This window comes from Streptomyces sp. NBC_01622, from assembly GCF_045209635.1.
Taxonomy (GTDB): Bacteria; Actinomycetota; Actinomycetes; order Streptomycetales; family Streptomycetaceae; genus Streptomyces.
In genome coordinates this window covers 8548897-8573219 of sequence record NZ_CP109293.1, presented here as the reverse complement: position 1 = coordinate 8573219, position 24323 = coordinate 8548897, and the positions used below count along the sequence as shown (strand labels likewise).

General features: G+C 70.5%; 20 protein-coding genes. 10 read left to right on the top strand and 10 right to left on the bottom strand.

Annotated features, from left to right (window positions below; genetic code table 11):
* Positions 1 to 95 precede the first annotated feature (95 nt).
* Entirely contained in the window at positions 96 to 1382 is a 1287-nt protein-coding gene (locus OH768_RS39695) for an MFS transporter (RefSeq protein ID WP_406461110.1), read from the top strand.
* On the opposite strand, the gene OH768_RS39690 is transcribed toward OH768_RS39695, so the two are convergent.
* Together OH768_RS39690 and OH768_RS39685 are read right to left on the bottom strand one after the other, a co-directional pair.
* Positions 1319 to 2482, bottom strand: coding sequence for a hypothetical protein (locus OH768_RS39690; protein ID WP_406461109.1), 1164 nt, complete (start codon positions 2480 to 2482; stop codon positions 1319 to 1321). The two genes, OH768_RS39695 and OH768_RS39690, sit on opposite strands and share 64 nt — an antisense overlap.
* Positions 2479 to 3456 carry a 5-dehydro-4-deoxyglucarate dehydratase gene (locus tag OH768_RS39685; RefSeq protein ID WP_406461107.1) on the bottom strand — a complete coding sequence of 326 codons (978 nt, stop codon included), beginning with the start codon at positions 3454 to 3456 and terminating at the stop codon, positions 2479 to 2481. Before OH768_RS39685 ends, OH768_RS39690 begins: the two co-directional genes overlap by 4 nt.
* A 229-nt stretch (positions 3457 to 3685) precedes the next feature.
* Here OH768_RS39685 and OH768_RS39680 point away from each other — a divergent pair, with 229 nt between their 5' ends.
* The 7 genes from OH768_RS39680 to OH768_RS39650 all read left to right on the top strand — a co-directional run bounded on the left by OH768_RS39680 (position 3686) and on the right by OH768_RS39650 (position 11044).
* The gene (locus tag OH768_RS39680) at positions 3686 to 4495 is read left to right on the top strand and encodes an NAD-dependent epimerase/dehydratase family protein (RefSeq protein WP_406461105.1); all 810 of its coding nucleotides are present in this window, start codon (positions 3686 to 3688) and stop codon (positions 4493 to 4495) included.
* 270 nt (positions 4496 to 4765) lie between these two features.
* Positions 4766 to 5536 carry a DeoR/GlpR family DNA-binding transcription regulator gene (locus tag OH768_RS39675; protein ID WP_406461104.1) on the top strand — a complete coding sequence of 257 codons (771 nt, stop codon included), beginning with the start codon at positions 4766 to 4768 and terminating at the stop codon, positions 5534 to 5536.
* A gap of 83 nt (positions 5537 to 5619) precedes the next feature.
* Complete coding sequence (locus OH768_RS39670; RefSeq protein WP_359605412.1) at positions 5620 to 6990, top strand: sugar ABC transporter substrate-binding protein; 1371 nt, start codon at positions 5620 to 5622, stop codon at positions 6988 to 6990.
* A complete protein-coding gene (locus OH768_RS39665; protein ID WP_406461102.1) occupies positions 6987 to 7928 on the top strand; it encodes a carbohydrate ABC transporter permease in 942 nt (313 codons plus the stop codon). Before OH768_RS39670 ends, OH768_RS39665 begins: the two co-directional genes overlap by 4 nt.
* Complete coding sequence (locus OH768_RS39660) at positions 7925 to 8761, top strand: carbohydrate ABC transporter permease (protein ID WP_359605408.1); 837 nt, start codon at positions 7925 to 7927, stop codon at positions 8759 to 8761. The genes OH768_RS39665 and OH768_RS39660 overlap by 4 nt, the downstream gene beginning before the upstream one ends.
* Positions 8758 to 9747 carry a zinc-dependent alcohol dehydrogenase family protein gene (locus OH768_RS39655; RefSeq protein WP_406461100.1) on the top strand — a complete coding sequence of 330 codons (990 nt, stop codon included), beginning with the start codon at positions 8758 to 8760 and terminating at the stop codon, positions 9745 to 9747. Before OH768_RS39660 ends, OH768_RS39655 begins: the two co-directional genes overlap by 4 nt.
* A 103-nt stretch (positions 9748 to 9850) precedes the next feature.
* Positions 9851 to 11044 carry a TerD family protein gene (locus OH768_RS39650; protein WP_406461098.1) on the top strand — a complete coding sequence of 398 codons (1194 nt, stop codon included), beginning with the start codon at positions 9851 to 9853 and terminating at the stop codon, positions 11042 to 11044.
* Positions 11045 to 11108: 64 nt separating this feature from the next.
* Here OH768_RS39650 and OH768_RS39645 read toward each other — a convergent pair whose 3' ends face one another.
* Entirely contained in the window at positions 11109 to 11693 is a 585-nt protein-coding gene (locus tag OH768_RS39645) for a TetR/AcrR family transcriptional regulator (protein WP_406461096.1), read from the bottom strand.
* Positions 11694 to 11829: 136 nt separating this feature from the next.
* Here OH768_RS39645 and OH768_RS39640 point away from each other — a divergent pair, with 136 nt between their 5' ends.
* A complete protein-coding gene (locus tag OH768_RS39640; RefSeq protein WP_406461095.1) occupies positions 11830 to 13287 on the top strand; it encodes an MFS transporter in 1458 nt (485 codons plus the stop codon).
* Positions 13288 to 13466: 179 nt separating this feature from the next.
* Here OH768_RS39640 and OH768_RS39635 read toward each other — a convergent pair whose 3' ends face one another.
* Both OH768_RS39635 and OH768_RS39630 read right to left on the bottom strand, forming a co-directional pair.
* Positions 13467 to 14996: an amino acid permease gene (locus OH768_RS39635; protein ID WP_406461094.1), complete on the bottom strand. Its 1530-nt coding sequence runs from the start codon at positions 14994 to 14996 to the stop codon at positions 13467 to 13469.
* Positions 14993 to 16333, bottom strand: a complete 1341-nt coding sequence (locus tag OH768_RS39630) for an aspartate aminotransferase family protein (RefSeq protein ID WP_406461093.1) — start codon at positions 16331 to 16333, stop codon at positions 14993 to 14995. Before OH768_RS39630 ends, OH768_RS39635 begins: the two co-directional genes overlap by 4 nt.
* A gap of 90 nt (positions 16334 to 16423) precedes the next feature.
* Between OH768_RS39630 and OH768_RS39625 the strand changes: the two genes are divergently transcribed.
* Entirely contained in the window at positions 16424 to 17338 is a 915-nt protein-coding gene (locus tag OH768_RS39625; RefSeq protein ID WP_406461092.1) for a LysR family transcriptional regulator, read from the top strand.
* A 59-nt stretch (positions 17339 to 17397) separates the two neighbouring features.
* Here the strand turns inward: OH768_RS39625 and OH768_RS39620 are convergent, their stop codons facing one another.
* The 5 genes from OH768_RS39620 to OH768_RS39600 all read right to left on the bottom strand — a co-directional run bounded on the left by OH768_RS39620 (position 17398) and on the right by OH768_RS39600 (position 24201).
* A complete protein-coding gene (locus OH768_RS39620; RefSeq protein ID WP_262062003.1) occupies positions 17398 to 18414 on the bottom strand; it encodes a 1-aminocyclopropane-1-carboxylate deaminase in 1017 nt (338 codons plus the stop codon).
* A 13-nt stretch (positions 18415 to 18427) separates the two neighbouring features.
* Positions 18428 to 19075: a GntR family transcriptional regulator gene (locus tag OH768_RS39615; RefSeq protein ID WP_406461091.1), complete on the bottom strand. Its 648-nt coding sequence runs from the start codon at positions 19073 to 19075 to the stop codon at positions 18428 to 18430.
* Positions 19076 to 19159: 84 nt separating this feature from the next.
* Positions 19160 to 20743 carry a TROVE domain-containing protein gene (locus OH768_RS39610; protein WP_406461090.1) on the bottom strand — a complete coding sequence of 528 codons (1584 nt, stop codon included), beginning with the start codon at positions 20741 to 20743 and terminating at the stop codon, positions 19160 to 19162.
* Between the two features lie 351 nt (positions 20744 to 21094).
* Entirely contained in the window at positions 21095 to 22546 is a 1452-nt protein-coding gene (locus tag OH768_RS39605; protein WP_406461088.1) for an alkaline phosphatase PhoX, read from the bottom strand.
* Positions 22547 to 22764: 218 nt separating this feature from the next.
* On the bottom strand, positions 22765 to 24201 hold the full coding sequence (locus OH768_RS39600) for a hypothetical protein (protein WP_406461087.1): 1437 nt from the start codon (positions 24199 to 24201) through the stop codon (positions 22765 to 22767).
* Positions 24202 to 24323: the final 122 nt, after the last annotated feature.

The window sequence follows — 24323 nt, the reverse complement described above, 5'->3', positions numbered from 1 at the left end:
CAGCTTGCGACGGATTCCCGCCCGCGCCGCGCCACGCGTTTCTAGGGCACCTGCCCGATGTCTCACCCCCGGCCTTAGACCCACGATGACCAGGCATGACGAAGAACTGGACGGTGACCCGCATCCTGCGGGACCGCGACGCGGGGCTGTATTTCACGGGTCTGGTGGTGTCGGCCTTCGGCACGTCCGCGCTGGGGCTGGCGGCCGGCGTGTGGGTGAAGGACCTCAGCGGCTCGAACGGTCTGGCCGCACTGTGCGTGTTCGCGGTCTGGGCGCCGACCCTGTGCGGCCCGGCCCTCGGCACGATCGCCGACCGCGTCCGCCGCAAGCCCCTGCTGATCCGCACGAACCTCGCCCTCGCCGCGCTCCTCCTCACCCTCTTCGCCGTCGACTCCCGCGCCGACCTGTGGCTCCTGTTCACGGTCCTGCTCGTCTACGGCACCATCGTCGTCGTCCAGGACCCCGCCGAGTCGGCTCTTGTCGCCGCCGTGGTGGACCGGGATCTCCTCGGCGACTTCAACGGGCTGCGGATGACGGCCGTGGAGGGCATGAAGCTGGTCGCGCCGCTGACGGGCGCGGGTCTGTACGCCGCGTTCGGCGGGCCCGCGGTGGCCTGTCTGGACGCGGTGACGTTCGCGCTGGCGGCGGGCCTGTGGCTGTTCGTGCGCGCGCACGAGGAGCGGCCCCGGCGCCCGGCCGGCGACTGGCGGTCCCAAACCGCCGAGGGCGTCCGCGAGTTGTGGGGACATCCCCGGCTGCGCCGGCTGGTCCTGGCGGGCGGGACCATGATGTTCCTGGCCTCCCTGAGCAGTTCGACGAACTACGCGATCGTCGAGGCCCTGGGGCACGCTCCCGCCTACACGGGGGTGCTGTACGTGGCCCAGGGCGTCGGCTCGGCGGTGGTCGGTCTTGTCTCCGGGCCCGCGCTACGACGGCTCGGCGAGCGGCGGTTCGGGGCGGCCGGGATCGCCCTCGCGGCGGTCGGGGTGGCCGCGCGGGCGGTGCCGTCCGACCCGGTGGTCCTGGCGGGCGGCACGGCGGTCGGTCTGGGGCTCCCGTGCGTACTGATCGCCGCGTTCACCGCCGTGCAGCGGGAGTTGCCCGGCCCGCTGCTGGGCCGGGCAACCGCGACCGCCAACACCCTGATCTTCACACCGAACGTGATCGGGCTGGCGGCGGGCGCGGCACTGGTCGAACTGGCCGACTTCCGGCTGCTGTTGAGCCTGGTCGGGCTGGCGCTGATCTCGACGGGGGCGTGGCTGGGGCTGAATGGGACCGGCGCGATTTCGGCACTGTTCAGGAGGAGGGCGCCCTCGGATCAGAGCCCGGTCAGCGCCGATCGCACCTCCGCCAAGTCCCCGTCCGACGCCAACCCCGCGTGATACAGCCGCAGTTCCGTCGCCCCGAGGCCGCGCGCCCGCTCCGCGTCCGCCGTGAGTGCCCCCGGGCGTCCCCCCATCCCGGAGACCACCGTGAAGTTGGCCGCCAACACCCCGCCGTCCAGGCCCTGTTCGGCGAACGGGGTCAGCAGGCCCGCGCCGCCCGTGCAGGGGACCACCACACCGTCGGCCACCGAGAGAATGTGCCCCGGGTCCACACCCGCGTTGGCACCGCAGTGGTACGACTCCGGGTCCGCGTGCAGCAGGACCTGGAAGTCGGCGGGTGCGGCCGCCCGGACCGCGGCGACCGCCGTCTCCTGGAGTGTGCGGGCCCTGTCGTCGCGCCACGCGCGCGTGGCCGCCGCGTTCGCCTCGCCGAGTAGTTTCTCGACCCCCGCCCAGCCGCCGTCGGAGGGCGCCCCCTGCCACGCCGGTTCCAGCGCGGCCCGTACGACCGCCGCCAACTCCTCGGCGTCTATGCCCTGTTCGCCGTAGCCCTCCCGGCAGGCCGGACAGAAGCACAGGGACATCAGGTACTGGCCCGCGTCCCCGAGAGGGACTCCCCCGGTCTTGTCGTGGGCGTGCAGATGGGCGAGGCCGTACCAGCCCAGGGACTCCAGCTCGGTGCCGTGCGCGCCGGGGCGTACGGCCGCTTCGGCGGCGAGGTCGACCAGGTACGCGCGCGTTGCGGGCTGGGCGATGCAGGGTGCCCAGGGGTAGCGGTCGCCGTAGGCGTTGACCACCGAGGTGTCCGGATGTTCCGCGCCCAGCCGGGAGTTGTGGGCGAGTACCACCCAGGTGTGCACCTCCAGGCCCGCGTCCGCAAGGGCGGCAGCGGCCTCCCCGTAGGCGTCGCCCGGCGCCCAGTCGCCGGCCGCGTACGGCCTCAACTCCCGCCCCTGCCAACGGGAGTCCGGCGGATACAGGACGGCCGCGTGCTCGGCGGTGACGACGCGGTGGCGCGGGTGACGGGGGGTCAGTGCGCGCGTGGAGTGGTACGCGGAGGCGAGGGTCGCCTGCCGTACGCCGAGCCCCGCGATCCTCTCGCCCGCCTCGGGATCGCCGTTGACGTCCCAGGGATAGACGAACGCCGATGCCTTCACGCGCCCTCCTCCATCTGTGAATCCACCTGCGAATCGATCTGCGGCTCGATCAACGTGTAGCCGCGCTCGACGAGTTGGGCCAGCTGCTTGACATGATCCTCGGTCGGTTCCGTCAGCGGTGGGCGGACCTCGCCGACGTCCAGGCCGCGCATCCGTACGCCTGCCTTGACCAGCGAGACCGCGTAACCGCGTCCCTGGGCGCGCAGTTCGACAAACGGCCGGTAGAAGCCGTCCAGGAGGCGGTTCGCCGTGGTGTCGTCGCCGGTCGCGAGGGCCCGGTGGAAGGCGAGCGCGATCTCGGGGACGAAGCAGAACACGGCGGACGAGTAGAGGGTGATGCCGATGCCCCGGTAGGCGAGTTGGGTCTGTTCGGCGGTGGGCAGTCCGTTGAAGTACAGGAAGTCGCCGGGGACTTCGGTGCGCACGGTGCTCACGATCCGCTGCATCAGGTCGAGGTCGCCGAGGCCGTCCTTGAAGCCGATGACGCCCTCGGTGCGGGCGAGTTCGACGACCGTGGCCGGGGTGAACAGGGCGTTGTCGCGCTGGTAGACGATGACGGGCAGCGCCGTCGACGCGGCCACCTCCCGGTAGTGCCGCAGCAGTCCCTCCTGCCCGGCGACCACCAGGTACGGCGGCATCGCGAGCAGCCCGTCCGCCCCGGCGGCCTCCGCGAGCCGTGCGTACCGTACGGCGAGCGCGGTGCCGTAGCCCGCGCCCGCGACCACCGGCACCCGGCCCCCGGTCGCCTCCACGGCGGCCCGCACACACGCCTCGAACTCCTCGGGCAGCAGCGCGTGGAACTCCCCGGTGCCGCAGCACGCGAACACGGCGGCGGCACCGGCCTCGACACCCTGGCGGACATGGGCGCGGTACACGTCGAGATCGACGGCGCCGTCGGGGCCGTACGCGGTGACGGGGAAGAACAGCGGCCCGCTGGGGACAGTGAGCCGGTCGGCGAGAGGGGCTGGCGTCACGGGCTCTCCCTTGAAACAGGCGCGTACGTTCTTCTGATCAACGTCTACATTTCTGAACAGCCCCACCCTAAGGATCTGCCTCAGGGCGGGTCAAGCAGGCAAATGAGCGAGAAGGAAGCGGATTTCCCAGGTCCGCGCCACACTTGACGGGCACAGTGACCGATCCTTAGCTTGTCCATGCATGTGAATTCCGTTCACGCATGAGGCCGATGATCCTAGGAGACCGAGGATGCCCGCTCCCCGCACCGTTCTGCTCACCGGCGCCGCAGGCGGACTCGGCACCCTGATGCGGGACCTGCTCCCCTCCTACGGCTACGACCTGCGGCTGCTGGATCTGCGCCCGATCGAGGGCGAGCCGGACGCGATCACCGCCGACCTCTCCGACCGGGCGGCGCTCCGCGAGGCCGTGCGGGGCGTCGACGCGATCATCCACCTCGCCGGCATCTCCCTGGAATCCTCCTTCGACAACATCCTCAGGTCGAACATCGAGGGCACGTACAACCTCTACGAGGCCGCCCGCGAGGAGGGCGTCACCCGCGTCGTCTTCGCCTCCTCCAACCACGCGGTCGGCTACACCCCGAGGCCTCAGGGCAACGACCCCCTCATCCCGATCGACACCCCGCACCGCCCCGACACCTTCTACGGCCTGTCCAAGTCCTTCGGCGAGGACCTCGCGCAGCTCTACTGGGACAAGCACGGTCTGGAGACCGTCTCCGTCCGCATCGGCTCCTGCTTCCCGGAGCCCAGCAGCGTGCGCATGCTGTCGGTCTGGATGAGCCCCGCAGACGGCGCCCGCCTCTTCCACGCGGCCCTGACCGCCGAGGACGTACGGCACACGGTCGTCTACGGCTCCTCCGCCAACACGCGCCTGTGGTGGGACCTGTCGACCGCGCGGGCGCTCGGTTACGAACCGCAGGACGACTCCGAGCCGTACGCCGAGAAGCTGATCGCCGAGCAGGGCGAGCTGCGGCCGGACGTCGAGGCGCACGCCTGTCTCGGCGGCCACTTCGTGAACGACCCGCCGATCTGGCCGTACTGACTGGAAAGACACCTTCGCGCCGGTGGGCGGGCACCGAACGGGCCCGCCCACCGGCGTGTTCGGGCACGGACGCTGCCCGATCCCACGCCCCGGCGGACAGCCATGCAGGTCCGCGACGGGCACAGCGCGCGGTAAACGGTCACACACGGGCAGCATCGGCCGTGCAACAGGCCTGGTCAGTGCCGCGCACCCGCTGTAGAACTTCCCCCAAGGGTCCCACCGGGCCCGAAACGGGCAGCACTCCAGGTGAGCGGGAAGGCGGTGTCGGCCATGGGGACGAGTTCGGCGGAAGAACGTCAGCGGGAGATCGTGCGCGCCGCGCGCCGCACCGGCTCGGTCGACGTCACCGCGCTAGCCGCCGAGCTGGGCGTGGCCAAGGAGACCGTACGGCGCGATCTGCGCGCCCTGGAGGACCACGGGCTGGTCCGCAGGACCCATGGCGGGGCCTACCCCGTGGAGAGCGCCGGCTTCGAGACGACGCTCGCCTTCCGCGCCACCAGCCATGTCCCGGAGAAGCGCCGGATCGCGGTCGCCGCGGCCGAGCTGCTCGGGGACGCCGAGACGGTCTACGTCGACGAGGGCTTCACCCCCCAGCTCATCGCCGAGGCGCTGCCCAGGGACCGGCCGCTGACCGTGGTCACCGCGTCCCTGCCCGTCGCGGGCGTGCTCGCCGAGTCCGAGAACACCTCGGTACTGCTGCTCGGCGGCCGGGTCCGGCACGGCACCCTCGCCACTGTGGACCACTGGACGACGAAGATGCTCGCCGGCTTCGTCCTCGACCTCGCCTTCATCGGCGCCAACGGCATCTCCCGCGAACACGGCCTGACCACGCCCGACCCCGCCGTCAGCGAGGTCAAGGCACAGGCCATCCGCGCCGCCCGGCGCACCGTGTTCGCGGGTGTGCACACCAAGTTCGGGGCGGTCAGCTTCTGCCGGTTCGCGGAGATCGGCGAGCTGGAGACCATCGTCACCAGCACCCTGCTGCCCACCTCCGAAGCCCACCGCTACTCGCTCCAGGGCCCACAGGTCATCCGCGTCTGACACACCGAACCCAGTCCCCGAGCCGCAGCACACCACGCCCGCGTGGACCCGTTATATCCACATAAGTTCTCCAGGAGCACCCCATGCGAACCCAGAGCCGACGAACGCCCCGCGCCCTGTTTGCGGTGGCCGCCGCAGGAACGCTGATCACCCCGCTGCTCGCCGGCTGCTCGGGCGCCGGCGCGGGCGGCGGTTCCTCCGCCCACTCCATCAACGTCCTGATGGTGAACAACCCGCAGATGGTGGAGCTGCAGAAGCTCACCAAGGCCAACTTCACCAAGGACACCGGGATCAAGGTGAACTTCACCGTGCTGCCCGAGAACGACGTCCGCGACAAGATCAGCCAGGACTTCGCCAACCAGGCCGGCCAGTACGACGTCGCCACCCTCTCCAACTACGAGATCCCGATCTACGCCAAGAACAACTGGCTGGAGCCGATGGACTCGTACGTCAAGAAGGACACCGCCTTCGACCAGCAGGACATCCTCAAGCCGATGCAGCAGGCCCTCACCGCGGCGGACGGCAAGCTCTACGGCGAGCCCTTCTACGGCGAGTCGTCCTTCCTGATGTACCGCAAGGACGTCCTCCAGAAGAAGGGGCTGACCATGCCCGCCAACCCCACCTGGCAGCAGGTCGCCGACCTGGCCGCCAAGCTGGACGGCGCGGAGCCCGGCATGAAGGGCATCTGCCTGCGCGGGCTGCCCGGCTGGGGCGAGATGCTGGCCCCGCTGACCACGGTCGTCAACACCTTCGGCGGCACCTGGTTCGACAAGGACTGGAAGGCGCAGCTGGACGCCCCCGAGTTCAAGAAGGCCACGCAGTTCTACGTCGACCTGGTCCGCAAGCACGGCGAGGCCGGCGCCGCCCAGTCCGGCTTCGCCGAGTGCCTCAACGACACGACCCAGGGCAAGACCGCGATGTGGTACGACGCCACCTCCGGTGCGGGCTCGCTGGAGGCCTCCGGCTCCCCGGTGAAGGGCAAGATGGGCTACGTCCCGGCGCCGGTCGACAAGACCGACAGCTCCGGCTGGCTCTACACCTGGGCGTGGGGCATCCAGAAGGCGTCCAAGAACCCGGACGACGCCTGGAAGTTCATCTCGTGGGCGTCCAGCAAGGGCTACGAGAAGCTCGTGGGCGAGAAGGCGGGCTGGGCCAACGTGCCTGCCGGCAAGCGCACCTCGACGTACGACATCCCGGAGTACCGCAAGGAGGCAGCCGCCTTCGCGGACGTCACCCGGGACGCCATCGCCAGCGCCAAGCCCAACGACCCGGGCGTGCAGCCCCGGCCCGCGCCCGGCATCCAGTTCGTCGACATCCCCGAGTTCACCGACCTGGGCACCAAGGTCTCCCAGGAGATCAGCTCCGCCGTCGCCGGCCAGCAGTCCGTGGACGACGCGCTGAAGAAGGCACAGAAGCTCGCCGAGGCCGTCGGCAAGAAATACGAGGGATCATGACCGCCACCACCTCCGCCCGGGTCGCCACCGCCTCCGTGCGGCCGGCGCCCCGGCCGCCCTCCGACCGTCTGCGGGCCTGGGCCACCCGAGCCCCGCTGCTGCCGGCGCTGGTCTTCATGATCGTGGTGACCCAGCTGCCGTTCGTGGCGACCGTGGTGATCTCGTTCTTCGACTGGAACGCCCTCTATCCGAAGGACCGCCACTTCACCGGTATCGACAACTACCGCCAGGTCCTGAGCGACCCGGACCTGCGCCACTCGGTGTGGACGACGGTCCTGCTGACGGTCACCGTGGTGCTGGTCAGCCTGGTCCTGGGACTGGTGGTGGCGCTGCTGCTCAACCGGAAGTTCCGGGGCCGCGGTGTGGTCCGCACGCTGATGATCGCCCCGTTCCTGATCGTCCCGGTCGCGGCGGCGCTGCTCTGGAAGCACGTCCTCTACAACCCCGAGTACGGCCTGCTCAACGGCCTGTTGCACTATGTCGGCGGCCCGCAGCCGGACTGGATCTCCGACACCCCGCTGCTCGCGGTCGAGGCCGCCCTGGTGTGGCAGTGGACGCCGTTCATGATGCTGATCCTGCTGGCCGGGCTCCAGAGCCGTGACCAGCAGCAGCTGGAGGCAGCCCGGGTGGACGGCGCGAGCGACTGGCAGATCTTCCGTTACCTGACCCTCCCGCACCTGCGCCGGTACCTCGAACTCGGCGGTCTGCTGGGCTCGATCTACATCGTGCAGAACTTCGACGCGGTCTTCACGATCACCTCCGGCGGCCTGGGCACCGCCAACCTCCCCTACACCGTCTACCAGAGCTTCTACCAGGCGCACGAGAACGGCCTCGCCTCGGCCGCCGGCGTCGTGGTGGTCATCGGCTCGATCATCATCGCGACCTTCGCCCTACGTGTGGTGTCGTCGCTGTTCCGCGAGGAGGGGGCCCGCGCATGAACACCGCCCTGAACGTGGTACGACGCAACGGACTCGGGCTGGTCGCCTGGCTGACCGGAATCGTGTTCTTCCTGCCCATCGCCTGGATGGCGCTGACGTCCTTCCACTCCGAGTCGGACGCGGCGACCAACCCGCCGTCCTTCACCGCCGCCCTCACCCTGGACGGCTACCGCGAGTTCTTCGGCATCGGCGGCGGGGCGAGCCCGTGGCCCGCGCTGATCAACTCGGCGATGGCGTCGGTGGTCTCGACGCTCTTCGTCCTCCTGCTGTCCTTCCCGGCGGCCTACGCGCTGTCGATCCGCCGGGTGCAGAAGTGGACGGACGTCCTGTTCTTCTTCCTCTCCACGAAGATGCTGCCGGCCGTGGCGGGCCTGCTGCCGATCTACCTGTTCGCGAAGAACGCCGGGATGCTGGACAACATCTGGCTCCTGGTCATCCTCTACACCTCCATGAACCTGCCGATCGCGGTGTGGATGATGCAGTCCTTCCTCGCCGAGGTCCCGGTCGCGGTCATCGAGGCCGCGCGGGTGGACGGCGCCCGGCTACCGACGATCCTCGCGCGCGTGGTCGCCCCGATCTCCCTGCCCGGCATCGCCGCGACCTCCCTGATCTGCTTCATCTTCAGCTGGAACGAACTGCTCTTCGCACGCGTGCTCACGGGCGTGGTCGCCGAGACCGCCCCCGTCTTCCTGACCGGCTTCATCACCAGCCAGGGCCTGTTCCTGGCGAAGGTGTGCGCCGCGTCGCTCGTCGTCTCCCTGCCGGTGCTCGCCGCAGGGTTCGCCGCCCAGGACAAGCTGGTCCAGGGCCTCTCCCTGGGAGCCGTCAAATGAAGGCCGCCGTCATCGAGTCCGTGGGCCGCGCCGTCGTCACCGAGGTCCCGGACCCGACGCCGGGTCCCCGCGAGGTCGTCGTCGAGGTCGCCGCGTGCGGCCTGTGCGGCACCGATCTGCACATCCTCCAGGGCGAGTTCGCGCCCAAGCTGCCGATCGTGCCGGGCCACGAGTTCGCCGGCGAGATCGTCGCGGTCGGCACCCAGGTCACCGAGGTCTCGGTCGGCGACCAGGTGGCCGTGGACCCGTCGCTGTACTGCTTCGAGTGCCGGCAGTGCCGCAACGGCCACAACAACCTCTGCGAACGCTGGGCCGCGATCGGCGTCACGACCGCCGGCGGCGCGGCCCAGTTCGCGGTGGCCCCGGTGGCGAACTGCGTGAAACTGCCCGAGCACGTACGCACCGAGGACGCGGCCCTGATCGAACCGCTCTCCTGCGCGGTGCGCGGCTACGACGTCCTCCAGTCCCGCCTCGGCGCGCACGTCCTGATCTACGGCTCCGGGACCATGGGCCTGATGATGCTGGAGCTGGCCAAGCGCACCGGCGCGGCGAGCGTCGACATCGTGGACCTGAACCCGGCCCGCCTGGAGACCGCCCGCACGCTGGGCGTCTCCGGGTCGGCGGCGAACGCGGACGAGCTGGACCGGCCGCAGGGCTGGGACCTCGTGATCGATGCGACCGGCAACGCGGCGGCGATCCAGGACGGCCTGGACCGGGTGGCGAAGGCGGGCACGTTCCTGCAGTTCGGGGTGGCCGACTACGCGGCCCGGGTGTCGATCGACCCGTACCGCATCTACAACCAGGAGATCACCATCACCGGCTCGATGGCCGTGCTGCACAGCTTCGAGCGGGCGGCGGAGCTGTTCGCGAACGGGGTTCTCGACCCCGGGATCTTCATCAGCGACCGGATAGAGCTGGAGCGGTATCCGGAGGCGCTGGCCCAGTTCGCGGCCGGGGTGGGGCGGAAGATCGTGGTGATTCCCTGAGCGAATCGACGGGATTCGAGCCAGTACTTCCAAAGCTTGGCCAATTGGTCACTTGGTAAGGGAACGGCAAAATGGTCTCGGTCGTTCACGAGGCATGACAGCTATGACCCCTGGCTCGAACATCCCTCTTCCGGTCTCCCGGGTGGCGGTCGATGTCGCCGCCCCCGTGCGGCTCGACGTGTCGAGCCTGCTGCTCACCGGCGACGGCAAGGTGCGCTCGGACGACGACTTCATCTTCTACAACCAGCCGAACGGCCCGGGTGTGACGTACCGCTCCGGCGGCGGTACGTCCCCGGACGCGATCACCGTCGACACGGCCGCGGTGCCGCCCGGGATCGAGAAGATCGTCGTCACCGCGAGCCCCGACGCCGCGGGGCAGACCTTCCAGGGCATCGAGCCGACGGCGACGATCCGCAACGCGGCCGACGGCTCGGTGCTGGCCACCTTCACGCCCCCGCAGCTCGGCGCCGAGACGGCACTCGTGATCGTGGAGATCTATCTCCGCAACGGCGTCTGGAAGGCCCGCGCGGTCGGCCAGGGATACGCCGACGGCCTGGCGGGCATCGCCACGGACTTCGGCGTCTCGGTGGAGGAACCGGCCCCGGCGCCGGTCGCTCCGCCGGCCCCCGTGACGCAGGCCCCCGTGACGCAGGCCCCGGTGGCGCCTCCGGTGCCCGCCGCTCCCCCGGCCCCGCCCGCCGCGCCGCCGCTCGGCGCCGGGAAGATCAACCTCGACAAGGGCCGCGTCAGTCTCCAGAAGAACCAGACGGTGTCCCTGGTCAAGGGCGGCCGGCCGTTCCTCTCCCAGGTCAAGATGGGCCTCGGCTGGGAGCCCGCGTTCCGCGGCAAGGACATCGACCTGGACGCCTCGGTCATCGCCTACGGCCCGCAGCGCAACCACGTCGACAGCTGCTACTTCGGCAAGCTGTCGATCCTCAACGGCGCGATCAAGCACTCCGGGGACAACCTCACCGGCGAGGGCGGCGGTGACGACGAGGTGATCGTGGTCGATCTCGGCCGCATCCCCCAGGAGGTCACCGGCCTGGTCTTCACGGTCAACTCCTTCTCCGGCCAGAAGTTCACCGAGGTCGCCAAGGCCTACTGCCGCCTCCTGGACGCCGCGACCGGCGAGGAACTGGTCCGCTTCGACCTCACCAACGCCGAGGCCCAGACCGGCGTCATGATGGCCAAGCTTGTCAAGCAGTTCTCCGGCGAATGGGACATGACCGCGATGGGCGACTTCGTGAAGTCCCGCACGGTGCGAGGCATGGTGAAGCCGGCGGCCCAGGCACTGTAAGCAGTCCTTCGACGAGCAGTCCTACGACCGCTGCGGGCGCCCCTGGTCGAGGGGCGCCCGGCGTTCACTCCCCCCGGGCAGCGGCAGGCCGCAGCCCGTCCGTCAGCAGGGACAGATAGCGGCGGATGAACTTCCCCTGGCCGTCCGCCAGTTCGGAAGCCGTGGACACCCCGTGGGCCAGCCGCAGGACCTCGATCGGCTCGATGTCCGCACGCAGGGTCCCCTCCCGCTGGGCCGCCTCGACCAGCCGCTTGGCCGCGCCCTTCATGGAGGTGGCGCAGGCCGTGAGCGCGACCTGGCTGCCGTCCATCACGGCCGAGCCCAACAGGGCCTTCATACCGCGCACCTGGATCGTGCCGACGCACACCTCGTACAGCCACTCGGCCAGCGCCTCACCCGACGGAAGTTCCTTCGCCAGTTCGTCGGCGCGGGACGCGAGCGCCTCGACCCGGTCGACGTAGGCCGCTTCCAGCAGCGCCTGCCGGGTGGGGAAATGCCGGTACAGGGTGCCGGAGCCGACCCCCGCGCGCTTGGCGATGTCGTCGAGGGACGCGCCTTCCCCGTGTTCGGTGAACGCCTCCACCGCCACCTTCAGCAGCCGCTCGTAGTTGCGCCGGGCGTCCGCGCGCATGGGCTTGGCCTGCGTCATCCAGATACTCCTTGCGAACCGGGGACCCTCTCCGTATCTTAACGAGGGTTAAACGGAGACAGTCCCCGCTTATTTGGCGGGCAGTCCGTGCTGCCCGCACGCCTCTCAGCCGGGGACGCCAGACCGGGAGAACTCCATGTCCACCCCGTCCGCACCGTCCACCACCGCCGATCCTCTCCTCGCACCACCCGGACCCGCCAGGCTCGGCACCGTCCTCTTCGTCGTCGTCACCGCCTACCTGATGGTCGGCGTCGACTCCACCGTCGTCAACGTCGCGCTGCCCGACATCCAGAAGGACCTCGACTTCAGCCCCACCGGCCTGTCCTGGGTCCTCAACGCCTACACCCTCGCCTTCGGCGGGCTGCTCCTGCTGGGCGGCCGGGTCGGCGACATCGTCGGCCGCCGCCGGACACTCACGATCGGCGTCCTGCTCTTCGCCTCGTCCTCCCTGCTCGGCGGACTGGCCACCGACAGCGCCTGGTTGCTCGCGGCCCGCGCGCTCCAGGGCCTGGGCGCCGCACTGATCGCGCCCAACACCCTCGCCCTGATCACCACCAACTTCCCGGAGGGACCGCGCCGTCACCACGCGCTCGGCATCTACACCTCCATGGCAGGCATCGGCGCCTCGATAGGCCTCGTCATCGGCGGCATGCTCACCTCCTGGGCGTCCTGGCGCTGGTCCCTGCTGATCAACGTGCCGATCGGCGCGGCCGTGGCCCTGGCGCTCCCCCGCTTCGTCGGCGAAACCCCGCGCCACGCGGGCCGGTTCGATGCCGCGGGCGCGCTCACCGGGACCGCCGGGATGACCTCGCTGGTGTACGCGTTCATCCGGGTCTCCTCGGACGGCTGGGGCGATCTCCAGGCGGAGTTGGGGTTCAGCGCGGCGGCGGCACTGCTGCTGGGCTTCACCCTGGTCGAGTCCCGCGCCGACCAACCCATCATGCCGCTACGGCTGTTCGCGAGCCGCAACCGCGCGGGCGGCTACGTGGGCGTCCTGCTGCTTCCGGCGGGCATGTTCGGCGCGTTCTACTTCCTCACCCTGATCAGCCAACGGGTCCTGGACTACAGCCCGTTGCGCGCGGGCTTCGCCTTCCTGCCGCTGACCCTGGCGATGTTCACGGTCGTGCGTTTCGTACCGCGCCTGCTCGCCCGCCTCGGCGCCAAACCGGTCCTGCTCACGGGAATGGCGCTGCTCGTCGTGTCGGCCGCATGGCTCTGGCAACTCCGGCCCGGCGACGGCTACTTGACCGGCCTCTTCGGCCCGCTCGTCCTGATGGGCGTGGGCGTCGGCCTCAGTTTCATGCCGCTCAACGCGACGATCCTCGCGGGCATCGAGCCGCGCGAGGCGGGCGCCGCGTCCGGTCTCCTGCAGACCCTCCAGTGGCTCGGCGGCACCCTCGGACTGTCCATCCTGGTCACCGTCTTCGGCACGGCGACCCGGCACGCGACCGGATCGCCGTCCGACATCCTCGTCCACGGCTCGGCCCGGGCGTTCGGCGTCGGTGCGCTGATCGCCCTGACCGCGCTGCTGGTGTCGGCGTTCGTGATCACCGGCAGGAAGGCCGAGGGGACTGCCCGGAGCGGGGCTTCCTGACGTGGACGGCGCCGTACGGCGGACCGTGAGCACCGCGGGCCGTACCGTCGCGTTCTCCGCCGCGACCGTCGCGGCGGCGCTCGCGGCCCGCAGTACTTCCTGGGGGTTCGCCGGACGGATCGGAGCCCCGGACGCGCGGGGACCGTCGTCACCCGCGCACCCGGAGCGCATGATTCCGTTCAGTGCGCCGGCGGTGGACCGGCGTTCTGCTCGGCCGGCCGTGAGCTCGCGCCCCCGAGCGTCCGCGATGCTCCCGGCGGTCCGGCGGTACCGGCGTTCAGACGGCGTCGCAGGACGAGCGCCCACCACAGGAAGCCGACGACCAGCACGACCGACACCGTCACGGCGTTCTGGTTGTTCTCCGCGGGGAAGGTGAGCACGGCGATGACGACGCCGCACCACAGGAGCGCGAACCCGACGACGGGGTTCAGCCAGCGACCGAGGTCGAAGACCCCTTCGGTGGCCGCGGGAATGGTGCCGCGTCGTTCGGCGACCGCCGTGGCGGTCATCGTCAGCGCGTAGGTCAGGTAGTAGGTGAGCCCGACCATCGCGTAGATCTTGCCCACAAGACCGGAGTTGAGCAGGTTGAGGACGACGGCCACGACGGTGACGGCGACAATGGCCGGGACGGGTGCCCTGCTGCGCCGCCCGACGCTCTGCAGGCCCTTCGACGCGGGGAGCATGTTGTCGCGGGAGAGCGCGAAGATCATCCGGGTGGCGACCGCCATGTTGGCGATGAGGCAGGCGAAGATGGAGGCGAAGGCCACCACGATCATCAGTGCGCGGGCGAACGGCCCGATCTGCTGCGAGATGAGCTTCAGCACCGGGTTCTCCGACCCGGTCAGAAACGCCGCCGGACTGTTCGGCAGGGCCATCGCCAGCAGGGCGAAGACCACGAAGCCGATGATCCCGGAGACGACGACCGAGCGGAACATGGCGCGTGGCGCCGCCCTGCGCGGGTCGACCGTCTCCTCGGCGAGGTCCGCCGCGCCCTCCCACCCGAGCAGCACGTAGACCGGCAGCAGACCGGCCAGCGCGACGCTCGTCAGTGTGACCGGCTTCCCGGTCAGCGGCCTGGCGTCGGCGAGGATCGACAGTCCCTGGGTGTGCTTGAAGAACACCAGGACACCCGCGGCCAGGACCAGTACCAGGACGAACGTGCCGATCAACTCGATCGACGCGCCGATGTTGTTGATCCGGGTCGCGACCTTGACCCCGATGATGTTGAGCACCGCGGCGACGAGCGTGCAGCCGATCGACAACGCCTGGATCTGGTGGGTGGTCGGGTGCCGCCAGATCTCCGGGGCGAAGACCGTGCCGACCGCGGCGGCGGTCCCGGCGGTGCCCGCGAGGAAGGAGACCAGCGCGATCCAGCCGGTGAACCAGCCGAAGTGCGGCCCCACCAGACGGCTGGACCACTGGTAGGCGTAGCCGGTGATCGGCATCCGTCCGGACAGGTGGGCGTAGACCGCGACCAGGGTGAGCACCATGGGCAGGACGAGCAGCCACAGCAGCACCGCGGCGCCGCCGACCCGTGAGAACGGGTCGGTGAACAGGGTGACGATGCCGGTGTTGATCGAGACCATCGAGAAGGCGAGCGCGAACGCGGTGAAGGAGCTCATCGACCGGTTCAGCTGCTGGCCGTAGCCCAGCGCCGCGAGGTCGTCGGCGTCGGTGGTTCTCGCCGGCAGGTCTTCGGCAGCGGTCATGACAGCCCTCCTGCGGTGGTCCCGGCGGTCTTCTCGACCTCGGTCAGCACCTCGTCCAGGACGTCGAGTGCGGTGGCCAGGTGGTCCCGGCTGATGTCGAGCGGTGGTTTGACCTTGATCAGGTTGCCGAGTCCGGCGTAGCGGCTCTCGCCGAAGATGACACCGCGTTCCTGGGCGAGTTCGAACACGGCGTGCGCCTCGGTGGTGGCCGGCTCCTTGGTGACCCGGTCGCGGACCAGCTCGATCGACACCATCAGTCCTGGTGAGCGTACGTCGCCGATGAGCGGATGGCGGGTCTGCATCTCGCGCAGCCGTTCGGTGGCGTACTCGCCGTGTGCGGCGGCGCGGTCGCACAGGCCGTCGTCGATGATCGCCCGGACAGCTGCGAGGCCGGCGGCGACGGAGACCGGGAACTGGCCGAAGGTGAGCTGGTCGTCGCCGGGAAGGAAGGCGGCGAAGCGGTTCTTGGCCAGTACTCCGGCGAGCGGGAAGCCGCCGCCGACGCCCTTGCCGAAGACGAGGACGTCCGGCTCGATGCCGTAGTAGTCGCTGGCCCACATGCGGCCGGTGCGGCCGAGGCCGGTCTGCACCTCGTCGATGATCAGCATGATGCCGAGCTCGTCGCAGATCTCCCGGATGCCGCGGTGCCAGCGCTCGGAGAAGCCGTTGTGGCCGCCGTTGCCCTGGATGGGCTCGTAGATCAGCGCGGCGACGGGGCCTTCGGTGCCCTTGGTGAGGATGTCGCGGACGATCCGGAGCGTCAGTTCGGTGTCCTGGTCCGCGGTCAGGCCGGGGCGCGGCCGGTACAGGTCGGGCCGCGGGAGCCGGAGGAACTGCGGCTGGAGTACCCCGAAGGCGTTGCCCGGGTGCGGCCAGCTCGCCGCCATGGTGGTGATCGAGCGGCCGTGGTAGGCGTCGTGCAGAACGGCGACGTGCCGGGCGTCCGGGCGGTTGCGCAGGGCGAGCTTGAGCGCCATCTCCACCGCCATCGAGCCGTGCAGCGTGAAGCCGACGCGGTCCAGACCGTCGGGGGCTATCGACACGAGCAGTTCGGCGAGTTCCAGCAGGGCCGGGGTGTGGAACGTCGGCCGGGCATGGGTGATCTGCCGGGTCTGCTCGATCGCCGCCTCGATGACGCGCGGGTCGTTGGCGCCGAGGTTGTTCGACCAGGCCTGCGCTGTGCAGTCGATGTACTCCTTGCCTGCCTCGTCCCACACCAGCGAGCCACGCGCCTTGACGAGGGTGAGCTTGTCCGGATCGCCGCCCGTCGGCTCGTGCAGCAGGACTTCCCGGCCCCGGGCGTGGGCCTGTGCCTGATGGATGAGGGTGTCTGTCACGGCGACTCCGTCTCGGGTGTGAGCTGTGTCTCCGCAGGCTAGGAGCCGGATTGGGCTCCTGTGAAAGACCGAATTCCGTAGACTTCATAGATGGCGTCTATGAATGTGGAGCTTCGGCACCTGCGGGCGTTCGTCGCCGTCGCCCGGACGGTGAACTTCACGCGGGCCGCCGAGCAATTGCACATCGCGCAACCTTCACTGAGCCACACCATCCGCCAGCTGGAGACTGCGCTCGGCATCCGGCTGTTCGCCCGGACAACGCGCTCCACCGCCCTCACGCAGGACGGCGAGCGCTTCCTCGTCGAGGCGCAGGCCGTCCTCGACCGCTTCGACGCGGCCATGGAACAGTCCTCACGGATGGCCGGCGGTGAACTCGGCCGACTGCGCGTCGGCTATCTGATCGGAGCCGCCGTCGATCATGTGCCCGCGATCCTGCGCGCGTTCGCCGACCAGTACCCCGATGTGGCCCTCGAACTCACCGAGTACGACTTCGCTTCCCCCAACGGCGGCCTGGACAGCGGGGAAACCGACGTCGCCCTGGTCCGGCCGCCGCTGGACGGGGTGCCGGACGCGGTGACCACCACCCTGCTCAGCGAGCGGTGCGTGGCCTGCGTGTCCGCGCTGCACCCCTTCGCGGAACTGCCCCGGGTGACCGTCGCACAGGTCCTGGCCGAGCCCATCGTCGCGGCACCCGGCGACAACGCCTGGCGGGACTACTGGATCCTCGCCTCCTACCGCAGCACCCCGGCGAACATCACCCATGAAGCGGCCACCTTCGAGGCCGAGTTGCAGTCCGTGGCTATCGGCCGCGGCCTCTCCGTGGTCCCCGAGTCCGTCGCCCGCCTCTACGGCCGACAGGGCGTCCGCTACGTACCCATCGAGGGCATGGCCGACTGCGAGGTGGCTGTCGTCCATCGCGAGGACGCACCCCGGTCCGCCGCCAATTTCGCCCGGATCGCGGCCCAGGTCACAGCGGACGGAAACGGTCCGCACGTGCGCGGCTGACCCCGGGCAGTCCGGTCCGGATCAGCGGGCGGACCGCGTCCGTCGCGCGCCGCTCCCGGTCAGAACAGCGCGCTGTACGCGTTCAGCGCGGGCTGTCCGCCGAGGTGGGCGTAGAGGACGGTGGAGTCCCGGCCGATCTCGCCGCGCGCGACGAGGTCGATCATCCCGGCCATCGACTTGCCCTCGTACACGGGGTCGGTGACCATCCCCTCGGTGCGGGCGGCCAGGCGCATCGCCTCCAGGGTGGTCTCGTCCGGGATGCCGTAGATACCGGCGTGGTAGCGGTCGTCGAGTTCGACGTCGTCGACGGTCAACTCCCGCTTGACCCCGATCAGTTGGCCGGTGCCGTGCGCGATGCGGGCCACCTGTTCGCGGGTCTCGGCGGGCTTGGCCGACGCGTCGATGCCGAGTACGCGGCGCTCACGCCCGCCCGCCTCCTCGATCGCCCGGAACCCGGCGACCATGCCCGCCTGCGTGGAGCCGGTCACCGAGCACACCACCACGGTGTCGAAGAAGACGCCCAACTCCCGCTCCTGCTCGGCGACTTCGTGCGCCCAGTTGGCGAAACCGAGGCCGCCGAGCGGGTGGTCGGAGGCGCCGGCCGGGATGGCGTACGGCTTGCCGCCGCTCTCCTCGACCTCCCGCAGCGCCTGCTCCCAGCTCTCCTTGAAGCCGATGCCGAACCCGGCCTTCACCAGGCGTACGTCCGCTCCGGCGAGCCGGCTGATCAGGATGTTGCCGACCTTGTCGTAGACGGAGTCGGGCCACTCCACCCAACTCTCCTGGATCAGCACGCACTTGAGCCCGGCGCGGGCGGCGCAGGCGGCGACCTGACGGGTGTGGTTGGACTGCACACCGCCGATCGACACAAGGGTGTCGCAGCCCTTCGCGAGGGCGTCCGCGACGAGGTACTCCAGCTTGCGCGTCTTGTTGCCGCCGTACGCCACACCGGAGTTGCAGTCCTCCCGCTTGGCCCACAGGGCGGCGCCGCCGAGGTGTGCGGTGAGCCGCTCCAGCGGGTGGACGGGCGAGGGGCCGAAGAGGAGGGGGTAACGGTCGTACGAGGAAAGGGACATGAGATCTCCAGGGTCAGTCGGCGTCGGCCAGGTCTGCGAGGGTGTGCCAGATGTCGGCCGTGACGCGGACCGCACCGTCCGTGTCACCTTCGGCGCAGGCCTCGATCAGCCGCTCGTGCAGTCCGGCCGAGCGGCATGAGCCGCCCTCGCCGAAGCGTCGTCGCTCCAGTCGGCGGATGAGCGGGGTGTAACGGGCGACGGTGGCGGCGGCGGCGCGATTGCCGCTCACCCGCACCGGTACGTCGTGGAGTTCGTCGTCGGCGCGCAGGGCCGCGTCCACGTCACCGGCGGCCACGGCGGCGGCGAACCGGTCGTTGGCCGCGCGCATCTCGTCCAGGTCCGTGTCCCGCAACCGGGGCACGGCGACCCGGGTGACCAGCTCGTGCATGGCCCCGACCACGGCGGCGGCATCCCGCACCTCGGCGGCCACGACCGGCGTCACCCGGGTGTAGCTCTGCGGCTTGCTCTCCAGCAGCCCCTCCTCCACCAGCCGCGAGAACGCCTCGCGTACCGGCGCGCGCGACAACCCGAGCCGCTCGGCGAGATCGGCGTCCCGCACCACCGTCCCGGGTTCGATCTCGCCGGCCACGATGGCGTCCCGGATGGATGCGTAGGCGTGGTCCCGGAGGAGGGTGCGCGGGACGGGCCGTAGGGCGTTCATGAACTGAAATGTTAGATGTCAATCTCCCGTCGGACAAGGGTGTGGCCCGCACCCCCCGTGGAAGTGCGGGCCACAGCTCGGCTCTCAGGCAGCCCAGGGCCAGTCCGCGTCCCGGGCGGCCTCCAGCAGCGGCACCATCCGGAAGGCCGCGTCCGAGAGGCCGCCGAAGGTGTGCCGGTTGGCGGTGCCGGACGGGCCGTGGCCTGCCCGGTACCCGGCGAGGTTCCAGGTGTAGACCGGCACGTGGGCCGGGACCTGCTCGGTCGGGTCGCCGTAGTGGCTGTACTCGGCCTGCTCGTCGGTGATGATCAGCACCCGGTCCTGCCCCCGGTAGTGCGAGCGGACCGCGGAGGTGGTGTCGGTGCCGCCCAGGTCGCCGAAGCGGCCGAGGATCTTCAGCACCGACTCGCCCGCACCGAAGTCCAGGCGCTTGCTCGTGGTGCCGAACTCGACGAGGTCCGCGTCCGCCGCCCGCAGCGCGAGCGCCGTGCCGAAGATCGCCGCCGCGTCGGCCCGGTTGAGCTCCGAGCGGTCGGACAGCCGCGAGTAGAACATCGAACCCGAGCGGTCCACGAGCACCAGCGTGCGGCCCGGCAGCGCGGGCACGTTGGCCAGCGAGTGGCCGAGCGCCCGCTCCAGCGGGTACGCCCAGCGCAGCGAGGGCGCGTGCCGGTACGCGGCGAGGTACCGGAAGGGGAACTGCCGCGAGCGCGCGACCTCCGCCGGGTCGCTGATCTTCGCCGCCACCTGCGCGGCGACCTCGTCCGAGACGCCGGCCTCGTCGAAGTTGCGCAGGTTCCGCGTCAGTGCCATCGCGTTCATCGACGGGATGACCGCCTCCCAGGCCGCCTTGTCCATCGGGCCCTGCAGCCAGCCGGCCAGCGCCTCCCAGGTCATCCCGGCCGCCGCGAGCCGCTCGGCGCCGTCGGCCGCCGTGACGACCGCGCGCCGCTGTGCGACCGGCAGGGCCATCAGCTCGCGGTGCGCGGTCAGTACAGGGTTCGTCGCGGGTGGTACGGCGGTGTCCGGGTGGTGCCGGCGGTCCAGGGCGTACTGGAACAGCTCGCCCTGCCACGCCTTGTCCGGGTCCGGCGCCGCGTGCACCAGGTTGAGGATGTCGCCGAAGCGGTATCCCTTGGACGCGGTGTCGTACTTCAGCAGAGACGTGCCGCCGTAGAGGCGTCGTACGGCGTCGGCGACACCGCGCTTGACGGGCTTGGGGATGTTGCGGCCGTAGCGCGCGGTCCAGTAGGCGAGCAGCTCGCCGGGCTCGTCCGGGCGCCGGAGCACGGAGTCGACGACCAGCCGGTTCGAGGGGCCGTCCGTGGCGCCGGCGTCGAGGCGGGCCTTCACGTACTCGGCGGCGCCCACGACGGCGGCCGTACGGAGGTTGCCTTCGCCGCGCAGCCAGCCCAGGAGGCCGGCCGTCCAGGCCGGGTCGGTGACCGCGAGCTCGCGCACGAGGGTCGCGAAGCGGTCGTCGCGGTCGGCGCCGGACTCGTAAGAGGTCTGCTGCGAAACGAAGTTGGCGACGGAGAGCAGAAAGAGCTCGGAGCGCGCGTCTCGCTCACGGCCTCGGCCACCCTGGTAGGTACGGAGTACTCGGCCGGTGGAGGTGACCCGCGAAGTGGGCTGGGTCTTCGCCGCCTTGGTATTGAATCGCGCCATGGTGAATTCCCCCCGAATTCAGTGTCTTTCGGAAGGAGGGCAGCAGAAGGAGGGTGTCCGAGTTCGAAGTCGGCGGCGGTTCTTATAACCCGGCGCGTCTGCCATTCCGCCACACCGACCGAGGTCGATGACGGGATTCGAACCCGCAACATACCGTGTCCCGAAGTATCCGCTGCCTGCGCACCGGACACCCTCCAGAGCTGCGCCTCCCGAGATCAAAAACGGCTGCGGTGTCTATTTCGGTTGCAACGAAGTAACCGCAGCCTGCGCACCGGGAGGTGCGTGTTGTTGTGATCTCAGCGTAGGAGGCGCAGCTCTGGAGGGGCCAACCAATTAAATCCGCCCGGGAGTTCAGCCGCGCTTCTGCCGCTTCCACGGCCCCGTGATCGCCAGCATGATCCCCGGCGTCTGGATGTTCGCGTACAGGGTCTTGCCGTCGGGCGAGAAGGTCACGCCGGTGAACTCGCTGTATTCCGGCTTGTCCGCGGTGCCGATGTTGAGTTCGTTGCGGGCGATCGGGTACGTGCGGCCGCTCTCCGTCGCGCCGAACAGGTGCTGGATGCCCTCGCCGTCCTCGGCGATGACGAGGCCGCCGTAGGGGGAGACGGTGATGTTGTCGGGGCCGTCGAAGGCGCCGTCCACGGACGGGTCCGGGTTGACGCCGATCAGCACCTTCAGCGTCAGGGTGCGGCGCTTGGGGTCGTAGAACCAGACGGCGCCGTCGTGCTGGACGGGGCTCTCCGTGCGGGCGAACGAGGAGACGATGTAGGTGCCGCCGTCGCCCCACCACATGCCCTCCAGCTTGCGGGCGCGGGTGATCTCGCCGGCCGCGAACTGCTTGCGGACGGAGGTGGTCTTCGCGTCGCGGTCGGGGACGGTCACCCAGTCGACGCCGTAGACCGTGCCGATCTTCGTGGCGCGGGAGAGGTCGTCGATGAATTTGCCGCCGGAGTCGAAGCACTTGAAGGCCTCAAGGACCCCCGCGTCGTCGGCGAGGGTGCGGAACTTGCCGCGGCCGTGGTGGAAGTGCTCGGGCGGGGTCCAGCGGTAGAGGAGGCCGTTGGGGTTGGCCGCGTCCTCGGTCAGGTAGAGGTGGCCGCGCTTGGGGTCGACGACCACCGCCTCGTGGGCGTAGCGGCCAAGTGCCTTGATCGGCTTGGGGTTCCGGTTGGCGCGGCGGTCGGCGGGGTCGACCTCGAAGACGTAGCCGTGGTCCTTGGTGAAGCCGTTGGTGCCGGCCTTGTCCTCGGTCTCCTCGCAGGTGAGCCAGGTGTCCCAGGGGGTGTTGCCGCCCGCGCAGTTGGTGGCGGTGCCGGCGATGCCGACCCACTCGGCGACGTGGTCGCGGCGGACCTCGACGACCGTGCAGCCGCCGGCCGCGGCGGGGTCGTAGACGAGGCCCTCGGTGAGCGGGACGGGGTGGGGCCAGTTGGCTCGGGGGCCGGCCAGCTCGTGGTTGTTGACGAGGAGGGTGGCGCCGCGCGGGCCGTCGAAGGTGGAGGTGCCGTCGTGGTTGGAGGGGGTGAACTCGCCCGACTCCAGTTTGGTCTTGCCGCTGTAGGTGATGACGCGGTATTCGAAGCCGGCGGGGAGGGCGAGGAGACCGTCCGGGTCGGGGACCAGCGGTCCGTAGCCGACGCCTACATGGCCGTAGCCGGTCGCCGGCTCCTCGGCCGCGGTCTCGGTGTCGGTGGCGGCGAGGGCGTTGGGGGCGGTGGCGAGGGCGCCGACGCTGCCCGCCAGGGCGACCCCGGCACCGGTGATCGCGGATTTCGCGGCGAAGTCTCTGCGGGTGAGCGACATGGTGTGTCTCCTGTGACGGTGGGTGTGCCGTGGAGGGTGGCGGACCTCGGTCGGCGCCACGCTTCCGCCCATGTCTGAACACGAGTTGAACACCGGTCGACTTCGCCGGGCCCTCTTCCATGAATCCGTATGCAATCGGCCATGGATCCCTCTGCGATCAGCCAGGAAGTCGTATGCCGTCACCCATGGGACTCAAAAGCCGCCGGCGCCACATCGGCTCAACTCCCTTGCTGGGAGCGTGCCTTGAAGGCCGCCTTGCGGGCTTCCTTCGCGATCCGCTTGTCGGGGTGCAGCCGGCCCATCGCCTCCAGGACGTCCGCGGTCGCCGGGTGGTCCACCCGCCAGGCTGCCGCGAAGAAGCCGCTGTGCTGCTGGGCCAGGCCCTCGACGAGAGCCTGCAACTCCTCGGAGTTGCCCTCGGCGGCCAGTTGCGCGGCGACCGTGTCGACGGTCAGCCAGAAGACCAGGTCCTCGGAGGGCGCGGGGACGTCGCTCGCGCCGTGTTCGCTCAGCCAGACCCTCGCGAGGCCGCCGAGTTCGGGGTCGTCGAGCACCTCGCGCAGTGCGGGCTCGGCCTCCCCGCCGACGAGGGAGAGGGCTTGCTGGCAGAGCAGTCGGCGCAGTGGTGCGCCGGTGTCGGCGCCGCGGGCCGCCGCGAGCAACTCCCGTGCGGCGGCGAGGGGTTGGCGGCCCGCCAGCCACTGTTCGGTCTCGGCCCGCGCGGCTTTCTGCGGGAAGGCCGACGTACCGTCGAGGAGCGCGTCCGCGCCCTTGTCGGCGAGGTCTCCGACGGCGGGCGCCACGAAGCCGGCCTCCTGGAGCCGGGCCCGCAGGCCGTAGAGGCCGAGCGGGGTGAGCCGCACCATGCCGTAGCGGGTGACGTCGGTCTCGTCGACGGAGGGCGCGGATCCGTCGGCCGGTTCGTCGAAGTCGGCCATCAGGGCCTCGTCCACGGGCTGGTACTCGACGATCCCGACCGGTGCGAGCAGCCGGAACTGGTCGTCGAGGCGCATCATCGCATCGGAGACCTGTTCCAGTACGTCGTTGGTGGGCTCCCCCATGTCGCTGGGCACGATCATCGACGCGGCCAGCGCGGGCAGCGGAACGGGGCCGTCGCCGGGGCCCTCCTCGTTGACGGTGAGGAGATAGAGGTTGCCGAGGACGCCGTCGAGGAACTCGGCCTCCGCCTCGGGGTCCCAGTCGAGTGACGAGAAATCGACCTCGCCGCCCTCGCCGACGGCGTCGACAAGACCGTCCAGATCGGGCACGCTCGCGTCCGCGAGGAGGGTGTCGAGGACGCCGAGCCACACCGCGAGGACGTCGTGCGGCGAGCCGGAGGTGAGCAGGGCCAGCTCCTCGCCGGCCGCCACGGTGCCCTCGTCCTCGTCGACGATCTCGACGAGCCCGGTGTCGACCGCGACCCGCCAGGCCTCGCTCGCGTCGGCAGCCGCGTCGTCGCCAGTCAGGCCCAGCAGCTCGGCGGCGGCGGGCAGTTGCTCGTCGACAAGGCCGCCACCGGCGTCGATGCGGGTGTCGGGGCCGGCCCAGCGGGCGAGCCGGGCCGCGCGGGCGAGCAGGGGTGTGGACAGCGCGTCACGCGCCAGCTCCGCTTCGGAGTGCAGCCGCACCGGCGGCAGGGGGGAGCTGTCTGACATCGGTGGGTTCTCCTAGGGCGCCTCGAAGGCCGTACGACGGCCGTACACGACACACGACTCAGCCGCTCAGCCTAGACGGATTTCGACCCATGCCGCCCGGTTCATGTCCCGGCCACGAGGTG

Coding starts and splice junctions, on each gene's coding strand:
- OH768_RS39615 (WP_406461091.1), bottom strand. CDS start 19,075: ATGAACGCCCTACGGCCCGTCCCGCGCACCCTCCTCCGGGACCACGCC.
- OH768_RS39660 (WP_359605408.1), top strand. CDS start 7,925: ATGAACACCGCCCTGAACGTGGTACGACGCAACGGACTCGGGCTGGTC.
- OH768_RS39620 (WP_262062003.1), bottom strand. CDS start 18,414: ATGTCCCTTTCCTCGTACGACCGTTACCCCCTCCTCTTCGGCCCCTCG.
- OH768_RS39600 (WP_406461087.1), bottom strand. CDS start 24,201: ATGTCAGACAGCTCCCCCCTGCCGCCGGTGCGGCTGCACTCCGAAGCG.
- OH768_RS39605 (WP_406461088.1), bottom strand. CDS start 22,546: ATGTCGCTCACCCGCAGAGACTTCGCCGCGAAATCCGCGATCACCGGT.
- OH768_RS39695 (WP_406461110.1), top strand. CDS start 96: ATGACGAAGAACTGGACGGTGACCCGCATCCTGCGGGACCGCGACGCG.
- OH768_RS39645 (WP_406461096.1), bottom strand. CDS start 11,693: ATGACGCAGGCCAAGCCCATGCGCGCGGACGCCCGGCGCAACTACGAG.
- OH768_RS39635 (WP_406461094.1), bottom strand. CDS start 14,996: ATGACCGCTGCCGAAGACCTGCCGGCGAGAACCACCGACGCCGACGAC.
- OH768_RS39675 (WP_406461104.1), top strand. CDS start 4,766: ATGGGGACGAGTTCGGCGGAAGAACGTCAGCGGGAGATCGTGCGCGCC.
- OH768_RS39665 (WP_406461102.1), top strand. CDS start 6,987: ATGACCGCCACCACCTCCGCCCGGGTCGCCACCGCCTCCGTGCGGCCG.
- OH768_RS39670 (WP_359605412.1), top strand. CDS start 5,620: ATGCGAACCCAGAGCCGACGAACGCCCCGCGCCCTGTTTGCGGTGGCC.
- OH768_RS39610 (WP_406461090.1), bottom strand. CDS start 20,743: ATGGCGCGATTCAATACCAAGGCGGCGAAGACCCAGCCCACTTCGCGG.
- OH768_RS39625 (WP_406461092.1), top strand. CDS start 16,424: ATGGCGTCTATGAATGTGGAGCTTCGGCACCTGCGGGCGTTCGTCGCC.
- OH768_RS39640 (WP_406461095.1), top strand. CDS start 11,830: ATGTCCACCCCGTCCGCACCGTCCACCACCGCCGATCCTCTCCTCGCA.
- OH768_RS39650 (WP_406461098.1), top strand. CDS start 9,851: ATGACCCCTGGCTCGAACATCCCTCTTCCGGTCTCCCGGGTGGCGGTC.
- OH768_RS39680 (WP_406461105.1), top strand. CDS start 3,686: ATGCCCGCTCCCCGCACCGTTCTGCTCACCGGCGCCGCAGGCGGACTC.
- OH768_RS39655 (WP_406461100.1), top strand. CDS start 8,758: ATGAAGGCCGCCGTCATCGAGTCCGTGGGCCGCGCCGTCGTCACCGAG.